This is a genomic window from Vibrio splendidus (assembly GCF_002873455.1).
GTDB classification, from domain to species: Bacteria; Pseudomonadota; Gammaproteobacteria; order Enterobacterales; family Vibrionaceae; genus Vibrio; species Vibrio splendidus_J.
The window spans coordinates 125,497-146,699 of sequence record NZ_MCUN01000022.1 but is presented as its reverse complement, the minus strand read 5'-3'; the positions used below and the strand labels follow the sequence as shown (position 1 = coordinate 146,699).

At 44.3% G+C, this 21,203-nt stretch carries 16 protein-coding genes; 7 read left to right on the top strand and 9 right to left on the bottom strand.

What is annotated here, in order from left to right; translation table 11 throughout:
* Positions 1-612: 612 nt before the first annotated feature.
* Positions 613-2,397 (bottom strand): bifunctional metallophosphatase/5'-nucleotidase, encoded by a 1,785-nt coding sequence (locus BCU75_RS17665; protein WP_425336949.1) that lies wholly within the window; start codon positions 2,395-2,397, stop codon positions 613-615.
* 490 nt (positions 2,398-2,887) lie between these two features.
* Here BCU75_RS17665 and BCU75_RS17660 point away from each other — a divergent pair, with 490 nt between their 5' ends.
* From BCU75_RS17660 to BCU75_RS17650, 3 genes are read left to right on the top strand one after another with little or no spacing between them, the layout of a single operon-like run.
* Entirely contained in the window at positions 2,888-3,712 is an 825-nt protein-coding gene (locus BCU75_RS17660; RefSeq protein WP_102474610.1) for an ABC transporter ATP-binding protein, read from the top strand.
* Positions 3,709-4,671 (top strand): ABC transporter substrate-binding protein, encoded by a 963-nt coding sequence (locus BCU75_RS17655; RefSeq protein ID WP_102474609.1) that lies wholly within the window; start codon positions 3,709-3,711, stop codon positions 4,669-4,671. Before BCU75_RS17660 ends, BCU75_RS17655 begins: the two co-directional genes overlap by 4 nt.
* A 35-nt stretch (positions 4,672-4,706) precedes the next feature.
* Positions 4,707-5,705 carry a FecCD family ABC transporter permease gene (locus BCU75_RS17650; protein WP_277868924.1) on the top strand — a complete coding sequence of 333 codons (999 nt, stop codon included), beginning with the start codon at positions 4,707-4,709 and terminating at the stop codon, positions 5,703-5,705.
* A 21-nt stretch (positions 5,706-5,726) separates the two neighbouring features.
* Here the strand turns inward: BCU75_RS17650 and BCU75_RS17645 are convergent, their stop codons facing one another.
* A complete protein-coding gene (locus tag BCU75_RS17645) occupies positions 5,727-6,716 on the bottom strand; it encodes a zinc-dependent alcohol dehydrogenase family protein (RefSeq protein ID WP_102474608.1) in 990 nt (329 codons plus the stop codon).
* Positions 6,717-6,735: 19 nt separating this feature from the next.
* Entirely contained in the window at positions 6,736-7,524 is a 789-nt protein-coding gene (locus BCU75_RS17640; protein WP_102474607.1) for a phytanoyl-CoA dioxygenase family protein, read from the bottom strand.
* Between the two features lie 583 nt (positions 7,525-8,107).
* On the opposite strand from BCU75_RS17640, the gene BCU75_RS17630 reads away from it, so the two are divergent.
* A complete protein-coding gene (locus tag BCU75_RS17630) occupies positions 8,108-9,295 on the top strand; it encodes a GGDEF domain-containing protein (RefSeq protein ID WP_102474606.1) in 1,188 nt (395 codons plus the stop codon).
* A gap of 163 nt (positions 9,296-9,458) precedes the next feature.
* On the opposite strand, the gene BCU75_RS17625 is transcribed toward BCU75_RS17630, so the two are convergent.
* Both BCU75_RS17625 and BCU75_RS17620 read right to left on the bottom strand, forming a co-directional pair.
* Positions 9,459-10,340: a DMT family transporter gene (locus BCU75_RS17625; protein WP_102474605.1), complete on the bottom strand. Its 882-nt coding sequence runs from the start codon at positions 10,338-10,340 to the stop codon at positions 9,459-9,461.
* Positions 10,341-10,463: 123 nt separating this feature from the next.
* Complete coding sequence (locus tag BCU75_RS17620) at positions 10,464-11,795, bottom strand: MFS transporter (protein ID WP_102474604.1); 1,332 nt, start codon at positions 11,793-11,795, stop codon at positions 10,464-10,466.
* Positions 11,796-12,110: 315 nt separating this feature from the next.
* On the opposite strand from BCU75_RS17620, the gene kduD reads away from it, so the two are divergent.
* Together kduD and BCU75_RS17610 are read left to right on the top strand one after the other, a co-directional pair.
* Positions 12,111-12,869: a 2-dehydro-3-deoxy-D-gluconate 5-dehydrogenase KduD gene (kduD, locus tag BCU75_RS17615; RefSeq protein ID WP_102474603.1), complete on the top strand. Its 759-nt coding sequence runs from the start codon at positions 12,111-12,113 to the stop codon at positions 12,867-12,869.
* A gap of 63 nt (positions 12,870-12,932) precedes the next feature.
* Positions 12,933-13,571 carry an RpiB/LacA/LacB family sugar-phosphate isomerase gene (locus BCU75_RS17610; RefSeq protein WP_076652863.1) on the top strand — a complete coding sequence of 213 codons (639 nt, stop codon included), beginning with the start codon at positions 12,933-12,935 and terminating at the stop codon, positions 13,569-13,571.
* A 138-nt stretch (positions 13,572-13,709) separates the two neighbouring features.
* Here BCU75_RS17610 and BCU75_RS17605 read toward each other — a convergent pair whose 3' ends face one another.
* Both BCU75_RS17605 and BCU75_RS17600 read right to left on the bottom strand, forming a co-directional pair.
* Positions 13,710-15,221, bottom strand: coding sequence for a DUF1214 domain-containing protein (locus tag BCU75_RS17605; RefSeq protein WP_102466011.1), 1,512 nt, complete (start codon positions 15,219-15,221; stop codon positions 13,710-13,712).
* Positions 15,222-15,288: 67 nt separating this feature from the next.
* Entirely contained in the window at positions 15,289-16,077 is a 789-nt protein-coding gene (locus tag BCU75_RS17600; RefSeq protein ID WP_076674016.1) for a hypothetical protein, read from the bottom strand.
* Between the two features lie 130 nt (positions 16,078-16,207).
* On the opposite strand from BCU75_RS17600, the gene BCU75_RS17595 reads away from it, so the two are divergent.
* Positions 16,208-17,134, top strand: a complete 927-nt coding sequence (locus BCU75_RS17595) for a LysR family transcriptional regulator (RefSeq protein ID WP_076674018.1) — start codon at positions 16,208-16,210, stop codon at positions 17,132-17,134.
* A gap of 86 nt (positions 17,135-17,220) precedes the next feature.
* Here the strand turns inward: BCU75_RS17595 and luxN are convergent, their stop codons facing one another.
* Positions 17,221-19,827 (bottom strand): quorum-sensing autoinducer 1 sensor kinase/phosphatase LuxN, encoded by a 2,607-nt coding sequence (gene luxN, locus BCU75_RS17590; RefSeq protein WP_102474602.1) that lies wholly within the window; start codon positions 19,825-19,827, stop codon positions 17,221-17,223.
* Entirely contained in the window at positions 19,820-21,073 is a 1,254-nt protein-coding gene (locus BCU75_RS17585) for an acyl-homoserine-lactone synthase (protein WP_102474601.1), read from the bottom strand. The genes luxN and BCU75_RS17585 overlap by 8 nt, the downstream gene beginning before the upstream one ends.
* Positions 21,074-21,203 lie beyond the last annotated feature (130 nt).

Genomic DNA, 21,203 nt, shown 5'->3' with positions numbered 1-21,203 from the left:
CTTTTTCAATGGCGTCTACAATCTGTAATTTAAAGCCTAGTGTGTAATCACGCTGAGTGCGCTTAACGTAGTGTTTATTTGGAATGGTCATCATTAGTCCTCAATGTGTAAACACATTTCAGGACGGGACAGTTCATTAAAGAAACAAGAGGTCGCAATTTAAAGCGACCTTTTTGTATTAGATGTAAGAGTTCTGTATCTTGTCACACAGTTAAATGTAAAAAGATCTGTGGTAAGACTTATTCACCCCCAAATATCGAATTCGCCTAAGATATAAGCAAGTAACTGCATTATTTTTATCATATTCCGCATGAATATTTCTGGTACGAAAATCGTAAGTGATAACTTTTGTCCAGAAACGTTCATCGACGGCACCTCATCAAGTGGTGTCGTTCGCTGTTTAGCAGTACTAAAAGTTATTCGTACTCATATAAATTAGCAAAGCCACTAACTCAGAAATGTCCAACTATGAGTCAGTCTTTGCATCTCATTCATCCAATATCACCCGTTTTACTCAGTACAGATATGATGTTGCAGGACGGGAACGATAACGACCTAACCACGCTCTAAGCGTCGTTAAGTCGTTAAGTCGTTATTGGTTGAGGTTAGGGATTAATTGAGCGCTTCAATCAGAGTGATTTCGCGTTTGATCTGCTTACTCTGTTGCTCAGTCGTCTGCGCCAGTTTCTTTTCGCGTGTGGTTATGGCTGTTTGTTTGGCTTCGTCAGATTTGAACATCAGTTCTTTCACGTTGATAGAAGCGATGTTTGTGTAACGGTTATCGTCACTGGTTGGGATTGATATGGTTTCATCATTAATCAGTGACTTCACTATCTCTCGCTGTTCGTTGTAACGGCTATCTAAACCAGAAAGTGTCCAACGTTGTTGAGGTTTCCCTTCATATTTGCCGTTCTTTTCTTCTTTAAGATACTTGATGGTCATATTACGGATCGTGCCTGCTTCTTCTCCATACTCGGCTTCTGTATCAAAGAGTACAGGGAACGTTTCACCTTCTAGCACGCCGCCTTTCTTGGTTAGATGACCCATTCGATAGCTATTCATACCAATACGGATTTCTGTTTCATCTGCAACCGGTGTGCCATCAGCAAACGCGAGGTTGGTGATGCGTGTACCTGTAGGCTGAGTAAGGTCGATGGTATAAGTCACGCCTGCGAAGAAGTCATTAGTCGAGTATTTTGATGCTCTGCGCTCGGGATTAAAGCTATAGGTCACATCACCAGGCTGCACTGAGTTGAAGTAGCCCGCAGACCATTCCATGTAGGTTCTCAGCTCTTTGCCTGTCATCTGGTAGACAGTGATTTCGCCACCTGCGTATTGGTAGTTGTACGCGATGTCTTTGGCTTTGATTGGGCCAACATCGAGCTCTGCATTGTCGTTGTCTATTTGAAGTGCGATGACATTGGCTTTGGGTGCATAGAAGAAGCTCGCTTCTTGGTATAGCGCACTGATACCTGTGTCTTGAACGTGGACTTGAGGGATACCGCGGATTTCGTTTTCTGGGACTAAATCAACGCCGGTAAGCTGAGCGACAGGACGATTCGCCATTTCTCGGAGTTGTTCGTGATACGGTTGGTATAGCGCGTCCATATTCTCATCAGAATCTAGACCTTTAATTTTATAGGTGAAACTGTCTTTGTTGACGAGAGTGAATGTGCCATCGCGCTCTTCAAATTGAAGATCGATACGAGATAGGGCGCGACCATATTTGTCGGGCTCAGTAATGATAACGCCATTCACAACAGCTTTATCAATGCGAGTGTGCATGTGGCCTGCGACGATGGCATCAAGCTCTGGGTTTGCATTGGCAATGTCGGTGACACCGGTGTCAGCAATGTCATTCTCGTTCTCAATCCCCATATGGGCGACCAATACGATGGCATCCACTTTATCATCAATTTCTTTGACGATTTTCTTCACTTCCAAGGTTGGGTTCGTGAAAGTAACGCCTTCTAAGCGGTTGGTGCCTTGCGCAAAAACCTCCGTCATCGGTGTATCCATTCCGATCACGCCGATCTTAATGCCACCGCGTTCTAGAATGGTGTAACCAGGTAGGAATGGATTACCATTTTTGTTCTTGATGTTGCCACCGAGAGACTGCCCTTTAAATTGGGTAACGGCTCTGTTGAGGGTTTTAAGGCCAAAGTCGAATTCGTGGTTACCCAATACCCACACATCATATTTCATGTGATTAAAGCCCAGCATCATTGGATCAACAGGCTCGTCTTTGAATGTTTCGACGAAGTTGCCTTGGATGGTGTCGCCAGCATCGACAAGGATAATGTTAGATTGCTCTTTGCGGATATCACCAACCTTGGTCGCGATTTGACTCAAGCTACCACGAGTGTTGAGTTTATCTGCCGCGTAATCCCATGCCATAAAATGACCGTGGATATCTGAAGTACCCAGTATCGTGACATCGTGTATGTCGCCATCAGCTGCAAAGGTGGGAAAGGCTAGAGAGAGTAGGATGGCGCTTGATAGTATGTGTCTTTTAATAAGTATGTTCACATCGTGGTTTTAAGTATGACGCTACCATATAGAATCGAGGTTATTTTATGGGTGATCAGTGTCATATTTCTAATGGTGTAAATCATTGATGTTTCAAATAAATGTGACTCATGACCATCTCGTTACCACTTAAGTTATGGTGAAACGCACCACAACTCTTCGCTCTCTTTTCAATCCTCGATTTTTTAATCAAACTTCTCAAGCGAATCACTTTTCTTAAGCACGATAGTCTTTATTCAAGGTGATTGGATTATCCCGCGATTCCCATTACTTCTTAGAGCGGTCTTAATATTTCTATTAATAACTATACCTTTAATTTATTGTTATGTTATAACATAACAATAAATGTTGTTTTTGGATGTTCGGTGGGAATTTGAATAAACCTGTATTGTCTGTGCGCGGGCTCTGTGCTGATGGCTTAGCTAGCTGGAGAGCGGTCTCAGACGTGACATTTGATGTGAACGACGGTGAATGCGTTGCCATTATTGGCCCCAATGGAAGTGGAAAGTCTAGCTTACTGAAAGGTATTACAGGCGAATATAAAACCGTCGCTGGTGAATTGTTGTTGTCTGGCACAGCGCTTGGAAGCCTTGAACGACAGCAGATAGCTAAACAAGTCGCGGTTGTTACTCAACATGAGCATGTTGATCCTCGTTTGAGCGTTGCTGAGTATGTTGGCTTAGGTCGTACTCCCCATACGTTTTGTTGTAGCGCAAAAGAACATAAGCGAGCTGTTCAGCAGGTGATGCAAGATGTTGGGCTTGTTCACAAAAGCGAGCGGTGCTTTGGTGAGTTGTCCGGTGGTGAACAGCAACGTGCAAGTATTGCTCGCGCATTTGCACAAGAGCCAAGATTGCTGCTTTTAGATGAGCCCACAAACCACCTTGATCCTCTCGCTCGTCTCGAACTTCTGAGCTTAATTAAACTCCGTGGCATTGCGTCTGTTGTGGTGCTGCATGATTTACCTTTGGTGGCGCCATTCGCCGACAAAGTCCTGTTGATGTCAGACCAAACAATGGTGGCGTTCTCAGTCCCAGGCACGGTCATGCAAGACCGATACATGATCCCCGTTTTTGGATTGCGGGTTCTCACGTTCAATCATCCTAATATGTGCAGCACCATCCATCATTTTGAAGCTGCATCAACTCACTCTAATCACTCTTTAATAGGAGCAGCCCAATGAAGTGGCCTGTCATTTCCAGTCTTTTGTTTCTTTTACCTCTTTCTTTTGCGCGTGCGACAAGTACTCAATACCCAGTGACGGTTGATAACTGCGGGAGCCCGCTGACGATTGAAAAACGTCCGTCTCGAGCTGTTGTGCACGACATCAATATGACCGATATGGCTTTTGCTCTTGGTCTTCAAAAGGAGATGGTGGGCGTTACGGGTATTACAGGTTGGTACAAAATGTCGAGTTCGTTCGAAGAACGTTTAGGAGACATTCCTGAGCTAGCACCTAAATATCCCACACTAGAAACGCTGATTGCAGCGGATGCTGACTTCTTTTTTGCTGGCTGGAATTATGGAATGAAAGTGGGTGGTGAAGTGACGCCTCAAACGTTGAAGCCATACGGGATTGATACCTTAGTGCTCTCTGAAAGTTGCATTCATACCCAAGACCAAAAAGAAGGCGCGACAATGGATCTGCTTTATGGCGATATGAAAAAGTTAGGTGTTATTTTCGACAAGCAACCAGAGGCCGAGGCTTTGGTGAAAAACTGGAAAGAGAGAATTGAAAAAGTAGCAGAAAAGCAAAAAGCATCAGGAAAGCCGAGTCCAAAAGTGTTCTTGTTTGATTCGGGTGAAGATAAGCCTTTCACCGCGGGTAAGTACGGAATGCCAAACGCAATGATTGAAGCCGCTGGTGGCAAAAATATCACAGGCAATATGGAAGCAAGCTGGGCAAGAACGTCTTGGGAAAATGTTGCTCGTGAAAATCCAGATGTGATTATTCTTCTTGATTACCAATCGGCGAGTGGTGCTGATTCTTTGCAACGTTTCCTAGAAGCCCATCCGTTAATGAAATACACCAATGCGGTCACTTCTGGTCGCTATGTCAAACTGCGTTATGAGCAACTCACACCAGGGCCTGCCAATATAGATGCGATTGAGAAACTTGCATCGGCGTTCGCCGCTGAGTAATCGGAAAGCTTTTTATTGATAAGAGTAGTAGTTCTTTGATTTTAATTGATAAATATCGAGCAGCTTGGTTAACAGGTATCACTGCCATATTGCTCGCTTTCATGATGAGTTTGCAGTTTGGCTCGGTTGCGTTGTCTTTCAAGGAAGTGATTATAGGGCTGAGCTCTTTCAATGATCCAACGCCGGATATGACGAGTCGAATACTGATCGATTTGAGGTTACCGAGAGCATTGTTAGCCGTTATCGCGGGTGCAGGTCTTGCTATGGTTGGGGCGTTGCTTCAAACCTCGACACGAAATGATTTGGCGGATCCGTTTTTGTTTGGGTTGTCATCTGGCGCGTCTGCTGGTGCCGTGTTGGTGATCACCAAAGTGGGCGATACTTTGGGTGTTTGGTCACTGCCACTGGCTGCATTCTCGGGTGGTATTGTTTCGGCGACCGCCGTTCTGATTCTGTTTTCGATGCAGAAGAGAAAGGGCAATGACAACTTGATCTTGTGTGGTTTGGCGATCTCATTTCTATTCGGAGCCATCACGAGTTTTTTGATTTATTCAGGCGACCAGAGAGCGGCGAGTTCGATTTTGTTCTGGACGATGGGAGGCTTGGGGCTTGCTCGTTGGGATAACTTGATTTTTGCCTTGGTGGGTGTGTTGTGTCTTACTGCGTTAATTTTCAAACGTTATCGCGAGCTCGATACTTTGTTGGTAAGTGAACAGACTACAAGCTCATTGGGAATAAATGTCCATCGCCTACAAAGTGAGATTTTTCTTTGTTGTGCGTTTTGCACTGCATCCATTGTATCTATGACCGGAGTGGTCGGTTTTATTGGCTTGATGGTTCCCCATTTAGTACGACCATTTTCAGGTGTCACTCACAAGCGAGCTCTGCCTTTGGTCGCCTTGTGGGGAGCTGTCCTCTTACTGTTTGGGGATGTGATTAGCCGAACCATATTAGCGCCACAAGAACTGCCTGTAGGTATTGTGACGGCAGCTCTTGGCGGGTTATTCGTTTTGTATCTTGTTTGGCGTAAATAGTGTGTGCTCAATGTCACCAAACTACACTGGCAGTAAGATGATCTTGCCATCTAAGCGTGTGGTTTTCGATTCAATGAGATCAATCGCGGATTGAACTTCATCGAATGGTAGATAGCGGTCAACGTCGAGCTGAATGTCGTTTGTGATGAAGTGATTTAGCATGGTTGTGAACTTTTCACGGCGAACATCTTTACCTTCCGTTTCTTCCCAATAACGTAAGAAGAAAGTGCTGAAATTAATGTCTTGGCTTTTCGCGTACTCAAAGAAGCGTGGTTCGTAAAAATCCAGTGACATCGTCCCATAGTTGATAAAGCGCCCTTTGTTGCCAAGGGTGTGAATAAGGTCAGTTCCGGGTGAACCGCCAATCGCATCAAAGGCGACGGTTGGTATAGGCAAGCCTAACGACTTAATTTGAGATGCTAAATCATCGTTCGCGTTTAACACCCAATTTGTGGCAGTTGGGTATCGCTCAGTCTGCGATGTGACGACAATGATTTTAAATCCGAGTGATACTGATAACTGGGAGAAGATCTTACCGATGGCAGAGTTGCCTGCGTTGATGATTAACACATCTTCTTGGGTCAGCTTGGCTATTTCTGTGGTTAGTACCCATGCGGTTAGCGCATTAATGTACAACTGACAGGCGTAGCCATTTTCTAGATGCTGAGGAATTTGGAATAGGTCATCTGGTGATACATCAACATAGCTCTGCCATGCTCCACTGGTTGCCGCGAGCACTCGCTGATTCACTGTAAATTCAGTATGACTGGACTCTACGATCCTTCCGACTGCTTCAAATCCCGGTACTCTCGGCGGCTGGTGACTGTGTTTGTATTGCCCCACACCATAAATCGACAATAGATCACTAGGGTTGATGTTGGTCGCTTCAATTTTTACTCGAACTTTATCTTTATCTAGCATTCCCAAAGCGACATGCTCTAGCTTGAGAGACTCTTTCGGCTGACCGAAACGGAACTGGCTAATTCGGGTATTTTTCTTAGGGTCAGTCATAGTTCGGTGCCTTTATAGATTATGAGTACTGCATCGATTTTAAGTGTAGCGTATTCATAAACAGTCTTGGATCGTTAATATTGCTCAACATCAATGGTGTCGGTAAACAATCGTCATCAACGTAGTCGACATAGTCTGCCGCAGAATCAAAGATCAGAATATCCAAAGCCAAACGATCCAGTCCGTAGCGACCTCGATGGATCATATCTGCTGAAAATACCAATAAGTCGCCTGCAGCTAACGGTATTTGCTTACCGCCAGAGATATCATCACTGCTCACTTTACCGTTTTCTTCTTGGCGAACATTGTATTCTTCTTCATTGTCCCAGCGCTTGTGTGTGCCAGGGATAAGCTCCATACCTGGCTCATCAAAAAGGGGCACTCGCAGATGCAATACTTGGGTTTCCATGATGACTTTCATCTGGTCATCAATGTCATAGTCGTATTGACAGTCACGATGCCAAAAGTCTTTTTGCTGCGGATTTACTGGGTTGAAGAACAGCTGTGTATTCATGAATGCCGGTTTGTTCGGAATCACCGCATCAACCACGTCCATCACTTGTTTTGAGCTGATGAAGTCGAAAAGCACACTTCTATCGTCGGCAGGCAAGTACTCGCTTCCCGTAATTAAAGACGAGTTAAATGCTTCTTCTTTATAGAATTCTTCGTTGTCTGCTTTCCATGATTCATGGAACTTCAGCACGACTTTTCTAAGCGATGCAATTTGAGCTTCATCGAAATAATTTCTGATAACAAAGTAACCATGTTCGTCGTAACGGTCACTTAATTGTTGGCTGTTTTCTACCACTGACTACCTTCGTTCATTCTTTTCTGTGTAATAACTAGGGGCTGTTGACCTTTCGTGGTTAAGTTTTGTTCGAGATAAAATCGTTTTAGGCGCGGCGAAGAGTATGTAGCCTAGTCATTCTAAGCAAATATTCTTCAACAAAGCATAAAACGATTTTTGTGGGGGCGCCTAGCTCGAACCCTTCGGGCAGCTCTTGTGGTTCATTTCTACTGCGTTATCGGCTTTTCATGTAGGCCAGCTACACGTCAAAGCCTCTTCCTTGTATAAATTTCCCACAAGATGCTGCAAAACCCAGCTCGAAAGGTCAATAGCCCCTAGAGATTTCTTAGGCGCATAATGCCAGACACTAGTGATTCAACCAAGTAACGAGTGCTGAAGTCTGTAGATTCCGTGATGCTATGAAGCCATGTGTGGACGAGTTTTACATGCCGATCCATGTGTGGACTCATACGACAAAAATCTCTGCATATGTGACGTATCCCTTATTTTATAAAGTTCAATAATTCATATAGTGAATGTTTTTATGGTTTGTATGATTATTAACCATGTTGTAATTTGGTTTGCGTATGGAAGATAGAAAATCATGGATGGTTTTTCGCTGGATATGAGAACACTTAATTTTATTATTATTTTGTTCTCTTTCATTTACTGTATTGGCTTATTGTTATTTCAATTCACTCAACAGCCGATTAAAGGGCTTTCAATCTTTTCCATTTCAATATTTGTTATCGGAACTGGGCCGTTGATGTTGAGCCTAAGAGGGGAATTCCCTGATTGGGTCACTGTTATTAGTGCCAATATGGTCATTGCGCTTGGTTTTCATCTCGCCTTGTATAGCTTATGTCTGTTTCGAGAATACTCTCTTAAATGCACCTACCTCAGTAGTCTGATGATGTTGGCTCTTTTGCCATGTTTTATTTACTTCACGTATTATGAGCCTTCCATCAAAGCTCGAATTATCCTCATTAGTTTATATTTGGCCTTTGTGACACTTTGTACTGCCTTTGCGGTATTAAAGGGCCGGCGTGAAGACTTGCCCTTAGGTATTCGGATGATGGCCTTGTCATTTACGATATATGGCGGGTTTATGGTCTTTCGAGTCGTGGTGACACTATTTTCAGCTGAGCTGCAGGATTTCATGGCGGCCACACTCATTCATCAACTTGCCTTTTTAGTGAGCATCGTTCTTATCGTGTCCATGAGTTTCACTATGCTTTGGCTGATTAATGCAAGGTTGCTGAGTTCTATTCACCAACTGTCCCACAGCGATCCCTTAACGGTACTTGGAAACCGCAGAGCATTAGATGAGATGGTTCCAGTTATCATGAAGCAAGCGGAGACTGTTCCTGTCAGTGCCATTATGATGGACATTGATAACTTTAAGTCGATTAATGACCAACACGGACACATTGTGGGTGACCTGGTCATCAAGTCTTTTGCTGAAATGGTTCAAAGTGCGATAAAAACATCGCCCAAAGCCAGTGCGTTTCGTTTTGGCGGAGATGAGATAATGATTTTATTGCCTAATGTCGATTTCCAACAAGCTCAGGTTATTGCCTGTAAGTTACGATTGTCTATTTCAGAGGTATCAGCAGTACAAAAACATGAGATGTCTCTGACATCGAGTTTCGGTGTCGCTCAGCTTCACCCGCATGAGAGTTGGGATGGGTTTATTAGCCGAGCCGACAAAGCGTTATATCAAGCAAAAACAAACGGTCGCAATATGACGTCAATTTGTCCTAGTCATATTAACCAACTCATCACTGCTTGATGATTACAGATCTCTTGTGGTTCTGTGCCATCGTAAAATTTATACGATAGATGAATATTTAGTTTGAACATGATTCGCCAATTATCATATTGGCCAATACCCAATACCCAATACCCAATACCCAATACCCAATACCCAATACCCATGCATGACTACGTTCAGCTTATTGCCACATCACCAAGACCGCTGCGATAGAAAGCAAGACTAGTGCTGCGATGTCTTTGCGCGCGATGCTTTGTCCCAACCAGAAGTAGGATATCAATACCATGAAGATCACTTCGACTTGCCCGAGTGTTTTTACGTACGGCACGGCTTGAAGCGACATCGCGCTAAACCAACCCAGAGAACCGATAACACTCGCTAAGCTTGTCATCACCACCAGTTTCGATTTCTTGAATATCTGGCGTAGCGTGTCTCGTTCTCTAAAGAAAAGATACGTACAGATAATGCATGTCTGCAGAGTAATCACCAGAAACAGCACCCAAGCAGCGCTATGAGGGAAGGGAAGCCCTATGCTCAAGCTTGCTTCACGTACCCAAAGAGACGTTAGAGCAAAAGCAGTGCTACATGCCATACCTAACAAAAATACTTTTGGAGACAAGCTTCGCCAGCCGGAAGAGCTGCTCATTATTAGCACGCCTAACGTGCCAATAAGTACTCCTATCCAACCTGTCACCGTTAACGCGGTGCCAAAGAACAACACAGAAAGCACTGCCGAAACGGGAGCTTCACACTTAGCAAGTCCGGCTCCAATCGCGTAGTTTTCGAGTTTAAATAGCATCACCATTAAACCGGTCGCGAGGATCTGCATAATGGCTGCTGCAACGATAAAAAAGCCAAACTTGCCGGAAAAACTAGGAACAGCGACTGGCTGCCATTGATAGAGTGCACAGAGATAAATAAGCGCGATTGGGCCTGCCCAGATAAAACGTGCCAGCGTTACACCAGCCACACTCATGGTGCCACTTAACTTACTTTGAAAGGCATTGCGCCAAGATTGGCTGAACGCAGCAAGGAGAGTAAAGGCTATCCAACTAAAAGACATGACGCTTCCATGTGTTATATAAATTAATGATTATACTAACAAACCATACCAATATAAGAAGCGACTTAGTCTTGTTATAGCAGGAGGTGAAGCTTGAATTTCGACTCAATATCTCTAGCCGCTTCAAAAAATTGGCTCTTTTCGGTTCTTGAAATAGAACAAAGCGCTGATAGCAATGAACAACAAAGTGAAGTAATAGAAAAACGAAGACAGTGAGGCTAAGAAAGCAAGGTTCTGCTCTATTTCTTGTTCGGTGTAGCCCTGAGACACCAGTTTATAGTAGTACGCATACAGGATACCGATCAGCCCGTACCCTAGGTTAAACATCAGGCCTTTGAAGCTGAGAACGGTAGCTCGGTTATGCGATTCGGTCTTCTTATTCAGGTGGTAGCTGATGAAAATGTTCATTGTCATGATAATAAAAATCAGCACCAGTGCTGGAATCACCCCGTAAATCGACCATCCCAGACTGATCCAATAATAAGTCGCCATGGTCGCTAAACCCATAATCAGAATAAAGGTTCTAGGCTCCATGCTTTCTGCTAGCCTACGGCTTTGTCCCGCTAATATGATTTTAAGCAGGCTGATCCCCGCGCCAATAAAACCAAAGTAAATAATCGGAATATCAATGGCGAGATAGTACTGGCTGTTCATGGTTAGGAACATTCGCGAAGTGTGTTCGAATAGGCTGTAGTAGAGCAAGATGAACAGCACGTAAGGCGTAGCAAATACCCACTTACCAGCATCGAGCGTTAATTTGAGACTTGCGATGGTGGTTGTCAATTTGGTTTGGTCGCTTGGCATCACCTTCTTCTCTTCGCGCATATTAATCGCGGCGTAGATGGCGATCATCGCGACAAATAGGGTGGCGAATACAGGAATGCGCATTAGGTCTTTAGTGCTTTCTGGCTCGGCTAATCCGAAGAAATGAAAGATGTTCGCCATGAAGTTCACATCGTACATTGCCGCACCAATCAATGTGACAAAGATACCGACGGTTGAGGCGACACGAAGTTGAATTTGTAGCACTCGCGGCCACAACTCTTCATTGCCTTGTTCTTTTAAGGTGTCGTAAGCCAATGCTTCGTCGGCGCCGCTGGCCAGTGCCATTGCTAAGCCACTGAGTATCCGATTAATCAGAAAGACAATGAACACCAAGTCGGGATTTCCGGTTGGCACTAGCGCGATCATCGCGATCTCGACAAACATCACAATTGAAGATAGCACTACCAATTTTTTGCGGCCTAAGGTATCAGCGAACGCGCCCGACGGCACTTCAGCAAGCACGATGGTGGCAGCCCAAACCACATTAAGCATCGCGAATTGAGAGAGAGTTAGCCCGTAATCTAAATAGAGTAGGGTGAATATAGGGTAGTAAAAACGCGCAAAGTAGCTGCTTCGAAACATTAAGAAGTAGCGGACGTTGAGGATTTTCAGGATTTCTTTGAGCGTCATGATAATTCAGTACTTTTAATAACACATTATTATGTATATACCGTTTAGCCTTTTAAATCATCGGATTGTTGCCAAATACCTGAAATATCTGTTTTAGATAATTTACGGGCTCTATATTCCTAAACGGTTACCGGTTTACCCTTCTTCAAATCACGCACCCTGTCCATTTACTTTGTTGTATTCGTTTCAATTTGTTCAACGGGTTTTGATCCAAGTTCTTTAACGTCAGTCTCGTTTTAATATCGTATTGTATGATTTAATTGAGTGGTGGTAACGATATGCCACAATTCCAAACGTAATTGAGCGAGCGAACAGATGTTAGAGTCATTTAGTTTAGAAGGGAAAGTCGCGATAGTGACTGGTTGTAATACTGGCCTTGGACAAGGTATTGCAATGGGTTTAGCTGAAGCTGGTTGTAAGGTTGTTGGTGTTAACCGTAGCGAGCCTGAAGAGACCGTTGAGATAATGAGTGCTGCGGGTCATGCGTTTTTAGACGTACGTGCCGACCTTCTAAAGCAAGAGTGTATTCCTGGCATTATAGAGAGAACTTTGGCTGAGTTTGGTCAAGTCGACATCCTGGTCAACAATGCTGGCATCATCCGCCGTGAAGACGCGATTGAGTTTTCAGAGCAAAATTGGGATGACGTAATGAACGTCAATACGAAGACCGTTTTCTTTATGTCTCAGGCGGTTGCGAAGCAATTCAAGGCTCAAGACACTGGCGGTAAGATCATTAATATCGCATCAATGCTTTCATTCCAAGGTGGTATTCGCGTGCCTTCTTATACGGCCTCAAAGAGTGCTGTGATGGGAATAACACGTGCGATGGCGAACGAATGGGCGCGCGACAACATCAATGTCAATGCGATTGCCCCTGGCTATATGGAAACGAATAACACTCAAGCACTACGTGACGATGTTGAGCGCAATCAAGCGATTCTTGAGCGTATTCCTGCCGAACGTTGGGGTACACCACAGGATATCGCAGGCCCTTGTGTGTTCTTAGCATCATCAGCATCGGATTACATCAACGGTTACACCATTGCTGTCGATGGGGGGTGGTTAGCACGCTAACTGCTCTTATAACAAACACGGTTAAGAATTTTAAATTTGCAGCAATCTTGCAGGAGAACATAAATGAAAATCGCATTAATGATGGAAAACAGTCAAGCCGGCAAAAATGCCATGGTCTCAGCTGAGTTAGAGTCGGTGGCTGGTGGTCTTGGTCATGATGTTTTCAACTTAGGCATGACAGACGAGAATGATCACCACTTAACTTATATTCATCTCGGTATCATGGCGAGCATTCTGATCAATTCAAAGGCGGTGGATTTTGTTGTGACGGGTTGTGGTACAGGCCAAGGTGCTTTGATGTCACTGAATCTGCATCCGGGTGTCGTTTGTGGATACTGCCTAGAGCCATCAGATGCTTTCTTGTTTAACCAAATCAACAACGGCAATGCTATCGCCCTCGCTTTTGCTAAAGGCTTTGGCTGGGCTGGTGAGCTGAATATCCGTTATATATTCGAAAAGGCTTTCACCGGTGAGCGTGGCCAAGGTTACCCTCTGGAGAGAGCAGAGCCACAGCAGCGCAATGCAGCTATTTTGAATGAAGTGAAAGCGGCGGTGGTAAAAGATAACTTTATTGACTCGTTAAGAGCAATCGACCAAGAGCTTGTAAAAACAGCGGTTGGTAGCGAGCGCTTCCAACAATGCTTCTTTGACCATTGTCAAAACCCAGACATTGCAGATTACGTACGTTCACTTTTAGATTAATTTTATCAAGGCCTTACTTGGCTGTTAGATTTAAATAGAACATAAAAGAGGAGCACTAAGGCTCCTCTTTTGTTTTGCTCTGTGAGCCTGAAAGTTTTTAAAGGCGTGGATAAGTCATCCGCGATTTGCTTTAGATGATCAGTTCACACGCTTAAAGTTAGGCAGCAAGGTTTCAGGCTGCTGCTCTACAAATGCTTTACTTGGTGAGTAAGCACGGAAGTAGACAAACCAGTTTTCATCTTCTCTGGTTTGAACCCAATTCGCTTCATTTACACCAGCAGGTTTAGTTGGCGAGAAGTGGAAGGTGTAATTGCCTTTTGCATCTCTAACTGTCCCTTCGATGTTTGAACCCACATCAGCACGCTCAATGTCGTTGTCGATGATAGCGCGGTTTTCAACGTTGTAGACAGTGATGGTCCAGAATAAATCGGCGAAATTTACATCTCCATCCAGTGTCAGAGTGTAGTGATTGCTGCCATTAAGCCCTTTTCCATTGTCATCACGGTAGTTGTCTAAGTAGATCTGACCCCAGCCGCCGTTCTCAAATCCGTGCATTGCAATGTCGTTAGTCACTGCTTCATAAAACCAAGCCGCACGTCCATCAAGGTCCATACCATAGTGACGATCTTGGTTTGGTGTTGAAGCCGTTGCGATCTCCCACGAATTCCCTTCTTTACCATAAGCCGCGTGTGGCAGGCGTTCGGTTTTGTTGAAGTCGATGTTTTTGACCATGGCTTCACCCATGACGACAGCTTGTTCTAAGGTGTCACGCTGCTGAGCTGATGGGGTAAATGCTTTGCCTTTTTCAATACCTAGTGGGCGTAGCATGTCGTGCATCATACGATCGCGCTCTGCTACTGGCTCAGCTTGTATTGCTTCATTCAGCGTTTCCCAAAATGCCATGCCACGCGGGTGTTTGGCGTCTTCGCCATGCTCAGGGAAGTTCACACCGTTATTGCTAAGTAGTTTGCCACTCAGGTCTGTGATCTTTAGCGCTTCTAAATCTTTCATACGCTGTTGTTCTGACTTCGCCATTAAGCGAACACCGAAGAAAACGTTGTTCGTGTCAGACTCAAATACCTTAGCGCCCTTTGGAAGGTTGCGCGGCGTTTCAGAACCTTTTGCTTTTACAACGTAGACACCCGGCTCTGTCATTTGAGAAATGCCAATTTGCCACATGGTGTGCACTGCGCCGCGCAACTCGTCTGTCGGAATCTCAATCACTACGGGCTCTTTCTCTACGTTAAACCAGGTAATCGCATACGGCGTAGAGGTGTTGTAAGTTAAACCACCCAGTTTAGATTCATGAGACTCTACGTAGGTGATTTGGCCATCTTCTGCGCCCATGTTGGCATACGCTTGTTTCCATGCGTAATTCGAAACTAAAGGTACTGACCAAATGTACGCTTGCGACGCTCGTTGATAATCCATCAATTCAAACAGCTTCTCTGAGCTTGCTTGTGTTGGAATGCCATGAAGAAAGTCGGTTTCGAAAGTAAAGTCACCTGCACGTGTTTGAATAGTTTCTGTCGTGTCATTGTTCCCAGCTATCGCCGTTGCAGAAAACAAGGCTGTTATAGAAACTAGCATCGCTGTCGATCGTAGTGGGCAAGTGAACGTACCGATAAGGGCTTTAGATATTAGGTTCATATGTGTCCTCAAAAACTCAAAGTTATCGCTAAAACTGAAAGAGCTCATCCAAGCAGAGAATGGCTGCTTAAAACTGATAGTTAAATTCGATGCGGTGATCACCGTCTTCGATACTTGTATTTTCTGTCCAGTTTGCAAAATAACGAACGTTTGCTCTTGGGTTAATCTGGTAGCTCGCTGCAAACTCATGTGCAAGTACAGAATCATTGCCCTCAAAGCCATAATCTTTGAATGTTGATGAACCAGACATCGTGCCTAGATACATAGGGTTGTAGTTCAACCAAATCTTGTCGGTGAGCTGCATTTTTGCGTACATACCCGCCACATAGAAAGTACCGTGCATGTTGTAGCGATCTCGGAGTTGATCTGCATCGAGGTTGCCTCCTGAGCCTTCAACCAACTCTTCACCGGCAGCAACACCGACACCCGCAAGCGGATAGAAGTTAAACATGCCCATTTGTGGAAGAGCCTGTATGAAGCTGTATGACGCACTACCTTGATTACTATCGAAATCCCAAGACATATCGACTTGTGTGCCGCGACCATTGGTTAAGTCTACGCCGAAGTTTCTGAAACGAATCGAATCGATACTGTCATCTGCGCCTCGGTTGTTCCAACCAATGGCTTCACCAGCAATGCCTTTGATTTCCAAGACATTCATACCCATGGTTGTATCACTACCAGTGTCGTAGGTTTGCCCGATTTTCAGATTTAAGCCTTTGTCTGTGTAACCGAAGCCACCTTGTGTATAGACTGCTAACGGATCTGACATATCTTGAATTTCGGTTTCTTCCGCAAAGGCGACACTTGCCAGAAGTAAAGGAGTTAGAGAAAGAATTGAACGTTGTAATAACATAGATGCCTCATAAGTTTATCTCACTACATCCGTGTGTTGCGTGAAGGTGGGATAACTATACAAAGTGGACATCGTTAAGTTAATTCATATAAACTTAATCATTCGTTAAGCAATGATTTATGGTTTTGGTATGAAACTGAACAATGTTGATTTGAACTTACTGAAAGTGTTTGTGGTGGTATATCAAGAAAAAAGCTTGCGAAAAGCAGCCGAAAAGCTGTTTGTTTCGACGCCAGCGGTAAGCCAAAGCATCAAAAAGCTTAAGGAGTCGTTAAGTGAGGAGTTATTTGTCTTGTCCAATAAGCAGTTTCTCCCGACGCCTTATTCTGAGGATCTGTATCGACGTGTTTTTCCACTACTAGACGGTTTGGTCGCGGCGATAGAAGAAGGTAAGCAGTTTACTCCTGCCGAATTAAGCGAAGACTTTAAGATAGAGGCGAACCCTCATATTTTGCCTTGGTTAACACCGGCTCTTTTTCATCAGCTCGCAATGGAAAGTCCACTTTCAAGGCTGATAAGCCATACGAGTTCTCAAAATTCGTTGGAAAGACTTAAGAACGACGAGGTTGATTTTGTTATCCACTTCGAAGCCGAGAGTCTGCCTGCCGAGATCATTGCCGTGCCTCTCGTAACCTTAAAGTTTGTATTGGCGGTAAGAGCCGATCATCCTTTCAAGGCGTCCATCGCAACGATTGATGATTTGTTGTCGTTCCCATTTGCTCATGTTGACCTTGCTTATTTCGACCAAAACAAACATTCACGGTTGGAAGAGGAAGTTTTGAGCCAAGGTAAGACCATTAACATGGCGCTGCGAACGACTTCTATTATTGCGCTAATTGAAACGATCAAGCACTCCAATATTATTGCCCCCTGTATGCCTCCGGTGATTGAACAACATAAAGGTGTATTGCGTTCAATTGTGATTGAAGGACTGGAAGAGGGGACCGAGGAGATGGAGGTGTTCGCCTATCTTCATAAGAAAAACCAGCACTCAGCTAAGTACAAATGGTTACTGGATTTGATCGAAACTGCGATGACAGAAGCCAAGCATCAGTAAACTTTAGCTGTGTTTTTTTTCATTCAATGAGCCTGAAAAAAATGCCCTCAAGATATCTCTTGAGGGCATTTTTGATTCGTTGTTAGCTATTCATTTTCTGTTTCTTTAGAAGCGTTTGACGCCCAGTCTTTCTCTAACCAGTTGTCCAGTACGTATTGCAATGCCTTCAAAGAAGTTGGCTTCTCTAGGCGACCATCCATCAGTTTGCTGATCATGTCTAACTCGTGTTGCCCCGACTCCCCAGACAAAGCAATGATTGGTGTTTGAGGTGAGCGCGCTTTGATGATCTGGCTTGCGTCAAATCCATTCATTATCGGCATTTGTACGTCCATTAAGATCAAATCAACCTTTTGTGATCTGAACAGTTCGACAGCATTCTCCCCGTTTTTTGCTTGCAAGCTATTTACGCCAAGTCGGCTTAGGTACATCTGAACAAGCGTGCGTTGCACTTCTTTATCATCGACGATAAGTACAGTTGGAGCCAAATGATTCTCGGGTGTTAGCGTACTTGTTGGTTCTGAACTTTGCGTTGCCGCTTGGTTATCTGGCTTAGCTTCTGCGTTGGTTTTGTTTTCAGCGGAAGTTTTATTGCTTTTCCAATCATTGAAGTAAGGCGTACGAAGTGCATCTGCTTTGGGTGCATTTGGCACAACAGGGAAGTACAGGTGGAACTCGGTAAATTCACCAAGCTTAGATTTGCACTCAACTCGACCACCAAATGAACGCATTACGCGTTGACAGTAGCCTAGACCTAAACCACTACCACCGCTTTTTTGGTAAGAGAAGAAGTCATCAAAGATCTTATGAACAATGGCTTCGTCAATGCCGGGGCCGGTATCACGGAATGTGAGAACGTTCTCGTAAGATCCTGTTTTGGTGCTGATCTCAATTTGGCTGTCTGGGTAAGAGTCAAAGTAATAGATCGCGTTACGTATCAGGTTGAAAATAACGAAGTTGAATAGGGTTTCATTCAGCTTCGCTACAAAATCAGCGTGTTGTGGCAAACGAATGCGTTCAATGATTTTTTCATTCTCAAAGCCATAGTGGCTGACGGCTTGATCGACGGCTTTGTGGATAGAGGTCATGGTGATAGGACCGTGTTCAGGTGCACTGTCACTAACTTCGCGTAGGATGATGTCAATCAGTTGTCGGCCACGTTGAATCGCCGCTTGGCCATTCTCAATATCCTGCAGGATTTGTTTCGCTGGTGCTTGATTATCAATGTGCTGCTTTAATAGTTCAAATTGCAATTGCACTTGAGCCAGTGGGTTACGCATTTCATGAGCGATAGAGTTAGCAAGGGCGCGGCTTTGGCGGATGCGTCTATCGGCTTCGATGGTGCTTTGTACACGAGTTAATAAGGTTTGCAGAGCAGAGATTTCTTCGTTAGAGAACATCTGATCGTTGCTCTTGTGTGACGATACCAATAAATGTGTAACTGATTTTCCCTGACCAAACAGAGGCATCACCAAGGCGGTATCGTTGGAGATCATTTTGTCATACAGGGCTTTGATTGAGCGCTTGGCTGGTGCGGTGTAATCAAGCTCCTGAGACAACTCATCGAACACTAAAACGGACTTGTTAGTAGACAGATAATCCTCGTAAAAGGTTTCGTTGTAGTTGCTGTTCACCAAGCGTAGCTTGTCTTCAGGAATCTGCAGCAGGCTACCCAAACGACGCATTGCATCATCAATTGATAGCTTGAAATCCTCTTCTAGCGCGAGGATCTGTTGTACTGGCGTTTTCTTGTTTCCGTAGATAAAGAAAGAGGCGTAGTGGCTCACGCGTTTGTAGAGTAAATGCCAAGTGATGCCGATAACCGCGCAGATCGGGATAGCAATGAGCCATTGGTTATCGTCTGTCAATGGGATAAATATCGCGCCAAAAGGTATCACCAAAATTGCACACACCAATAACGTATTTAGGCTCATGTACGCCAGATATTTTAAGCTGTAAAAACGAGAAGTAAGTAGAGCATAGCCAACGAATAACATCTCACTGATCGACAAGGCTGGTGGCAGCCAAGTGAGTGAGAAGTCACGCAAGAAGTAGGTCATACCTAGGTGGATTGTCGCCGTAGACAGCATGAACACTAAAATGCCCGCGATCATGTAGTTGGTTTTGGCTAAGGTAAGTTTGCTGCTGTTGGCGCGCATGGCCACGAGGTTGAATAGCGTCAGGACAACGAAGCTTATCATTCCAATAAAGAAGTACGGCGTGTGTGTGCCAAACTCGATCACGAACTGGCTTGGGCCAGTAATAGTGACATGTTCAACGGTCAACCCTGGGCTTACATTGATAAAGAAGGAGTAGACAGTTAGTGTGACAAAAATGGCTTGTTGCCACGCGTGAACCTTACCATTACGTTGTTCGGCTGCGAGCTTGCACGAGAAGTAATAGGCAAAGGCAAACGCAAAGAAAGAGGCGAGGTTGGCAAACTTTGCCGCGAACACGGCGGCAGGGGCTCCGAGTTCTGGTAATAAATCGGTATGGAAGTACGCGTTACTGCTGATCCACGCAACAATACAGATTGAATATGCAATGTAAGGGGCATGGTGTGTGCCAGCGATCACTTCACTCTTTTGTTTTAAGCGGTAGCAATAATAGAGCAACCACATAACAACTACAGCCACAGTTGCAAGCAACGTGATTGCTTTTGCATAGATGATCGCCTCTAGGCCGAAATCAAACATGTTCATCTTTTCTTACCGAACTTGGTTTTTTTACTGAGATTGTTTTTTCTGCAGAACTTGATTTTTTTAGTGAGCCTAACTTTCTGCTCGCGCGCACCGCGCTTTTGTAGCTGCGAAAATCGACGTTATTGAATGTTTTTACCATCATCTCGAAATTCCAGAACCCACGATAAATTGTTGTGCCGTCATCATTTAATTCGCAATACCCTGAGTGGAAGTACGCATTAGGTTCAATAGTTTGATAAAACTGAAGCATGAAAGGTTGCTCGATAATAGTGAAGCCGATTTTGTACCCTATTTGGTGTAAGACACTCATCAGCTCTTTTTGAGCAAGATAGAGGAAATAGAGCTTTTGTTGAGTTTTGCCACTGACTGTCAGACGCAGCACTTCACATAGGGCGTGTTTAGCAGACAATTGTAACTGGAATTGCTGGTCAAATTCTGGCAGAGAATAACACTTTGACAGTGTAGGCGGTGTGAAAAGTTGTAGCTTCGCCAGTTCGTCGTAACCGTGATTGGGTAAACAGTAGTGCCATTGCTCGTTGCTGAACGGGGGCGCGTAGCTTAACCACGTATCACTCTTTGACCAATCTTGAATCAGCGCAGAGGAAACCAGCGTCGGAAAGGCTTCATCAACTGGATGTTTGAGTAGAATAAAATGCTTACCTGCCTGAGAAAGGTGTAATAAAGGTAGCATTTCAAACCATTTCTCACCTTTGATGAACACCTCAAGATTGCTTAAAGCAATGGCATCGCTGATCGGCATTCCTTGTGGGTGACAAGGCGTTTGCACCACAAGTTGAGAACCTTCGATTTGTTCGACGATTGCACCATAGTAAGCACTATCTTTAATGGGCAGATCCACAGGAGAAGGGGACTTGGTGTTTAATGGTGATTTTGCTTTGATGGCGGCAATTTCACACTCGCACCAAAAATCTAACCAATGCATGCAACACTGTCCCACGGCTTCTTCAAGACGCACAATCTCTTCTGATAGCGTACTTGGATAACGCTGAATTAGACCGCGATAATCCATTAACTCAAACAGCACCGAATAGCTTTTTTTTTGATGATCAGGGAAGAGCAATTCTAATTGGCTTCTGCGATATTCAGTCACGTTTTGAAAAAGAGCAGTTCGCTCTTGCGGCTGATAGGTACTGATGACGAGCTCTATCAGCGCTCGCTGTTTTATTTCGATAGACAGACTACTAATTAAGAGTGAGCCTAAAGACGACGTTATTTTCATTTGATTAACCGAACCTAGCCTAGGTTTATATAGTTATTTTTATTCGATCTGCACTGTCTACAGGACACAAAACTTTTAGTGTTTTTTAGAATAATGTTACTTGAAGCAAGTCAGCCGTAACTTTATTTGT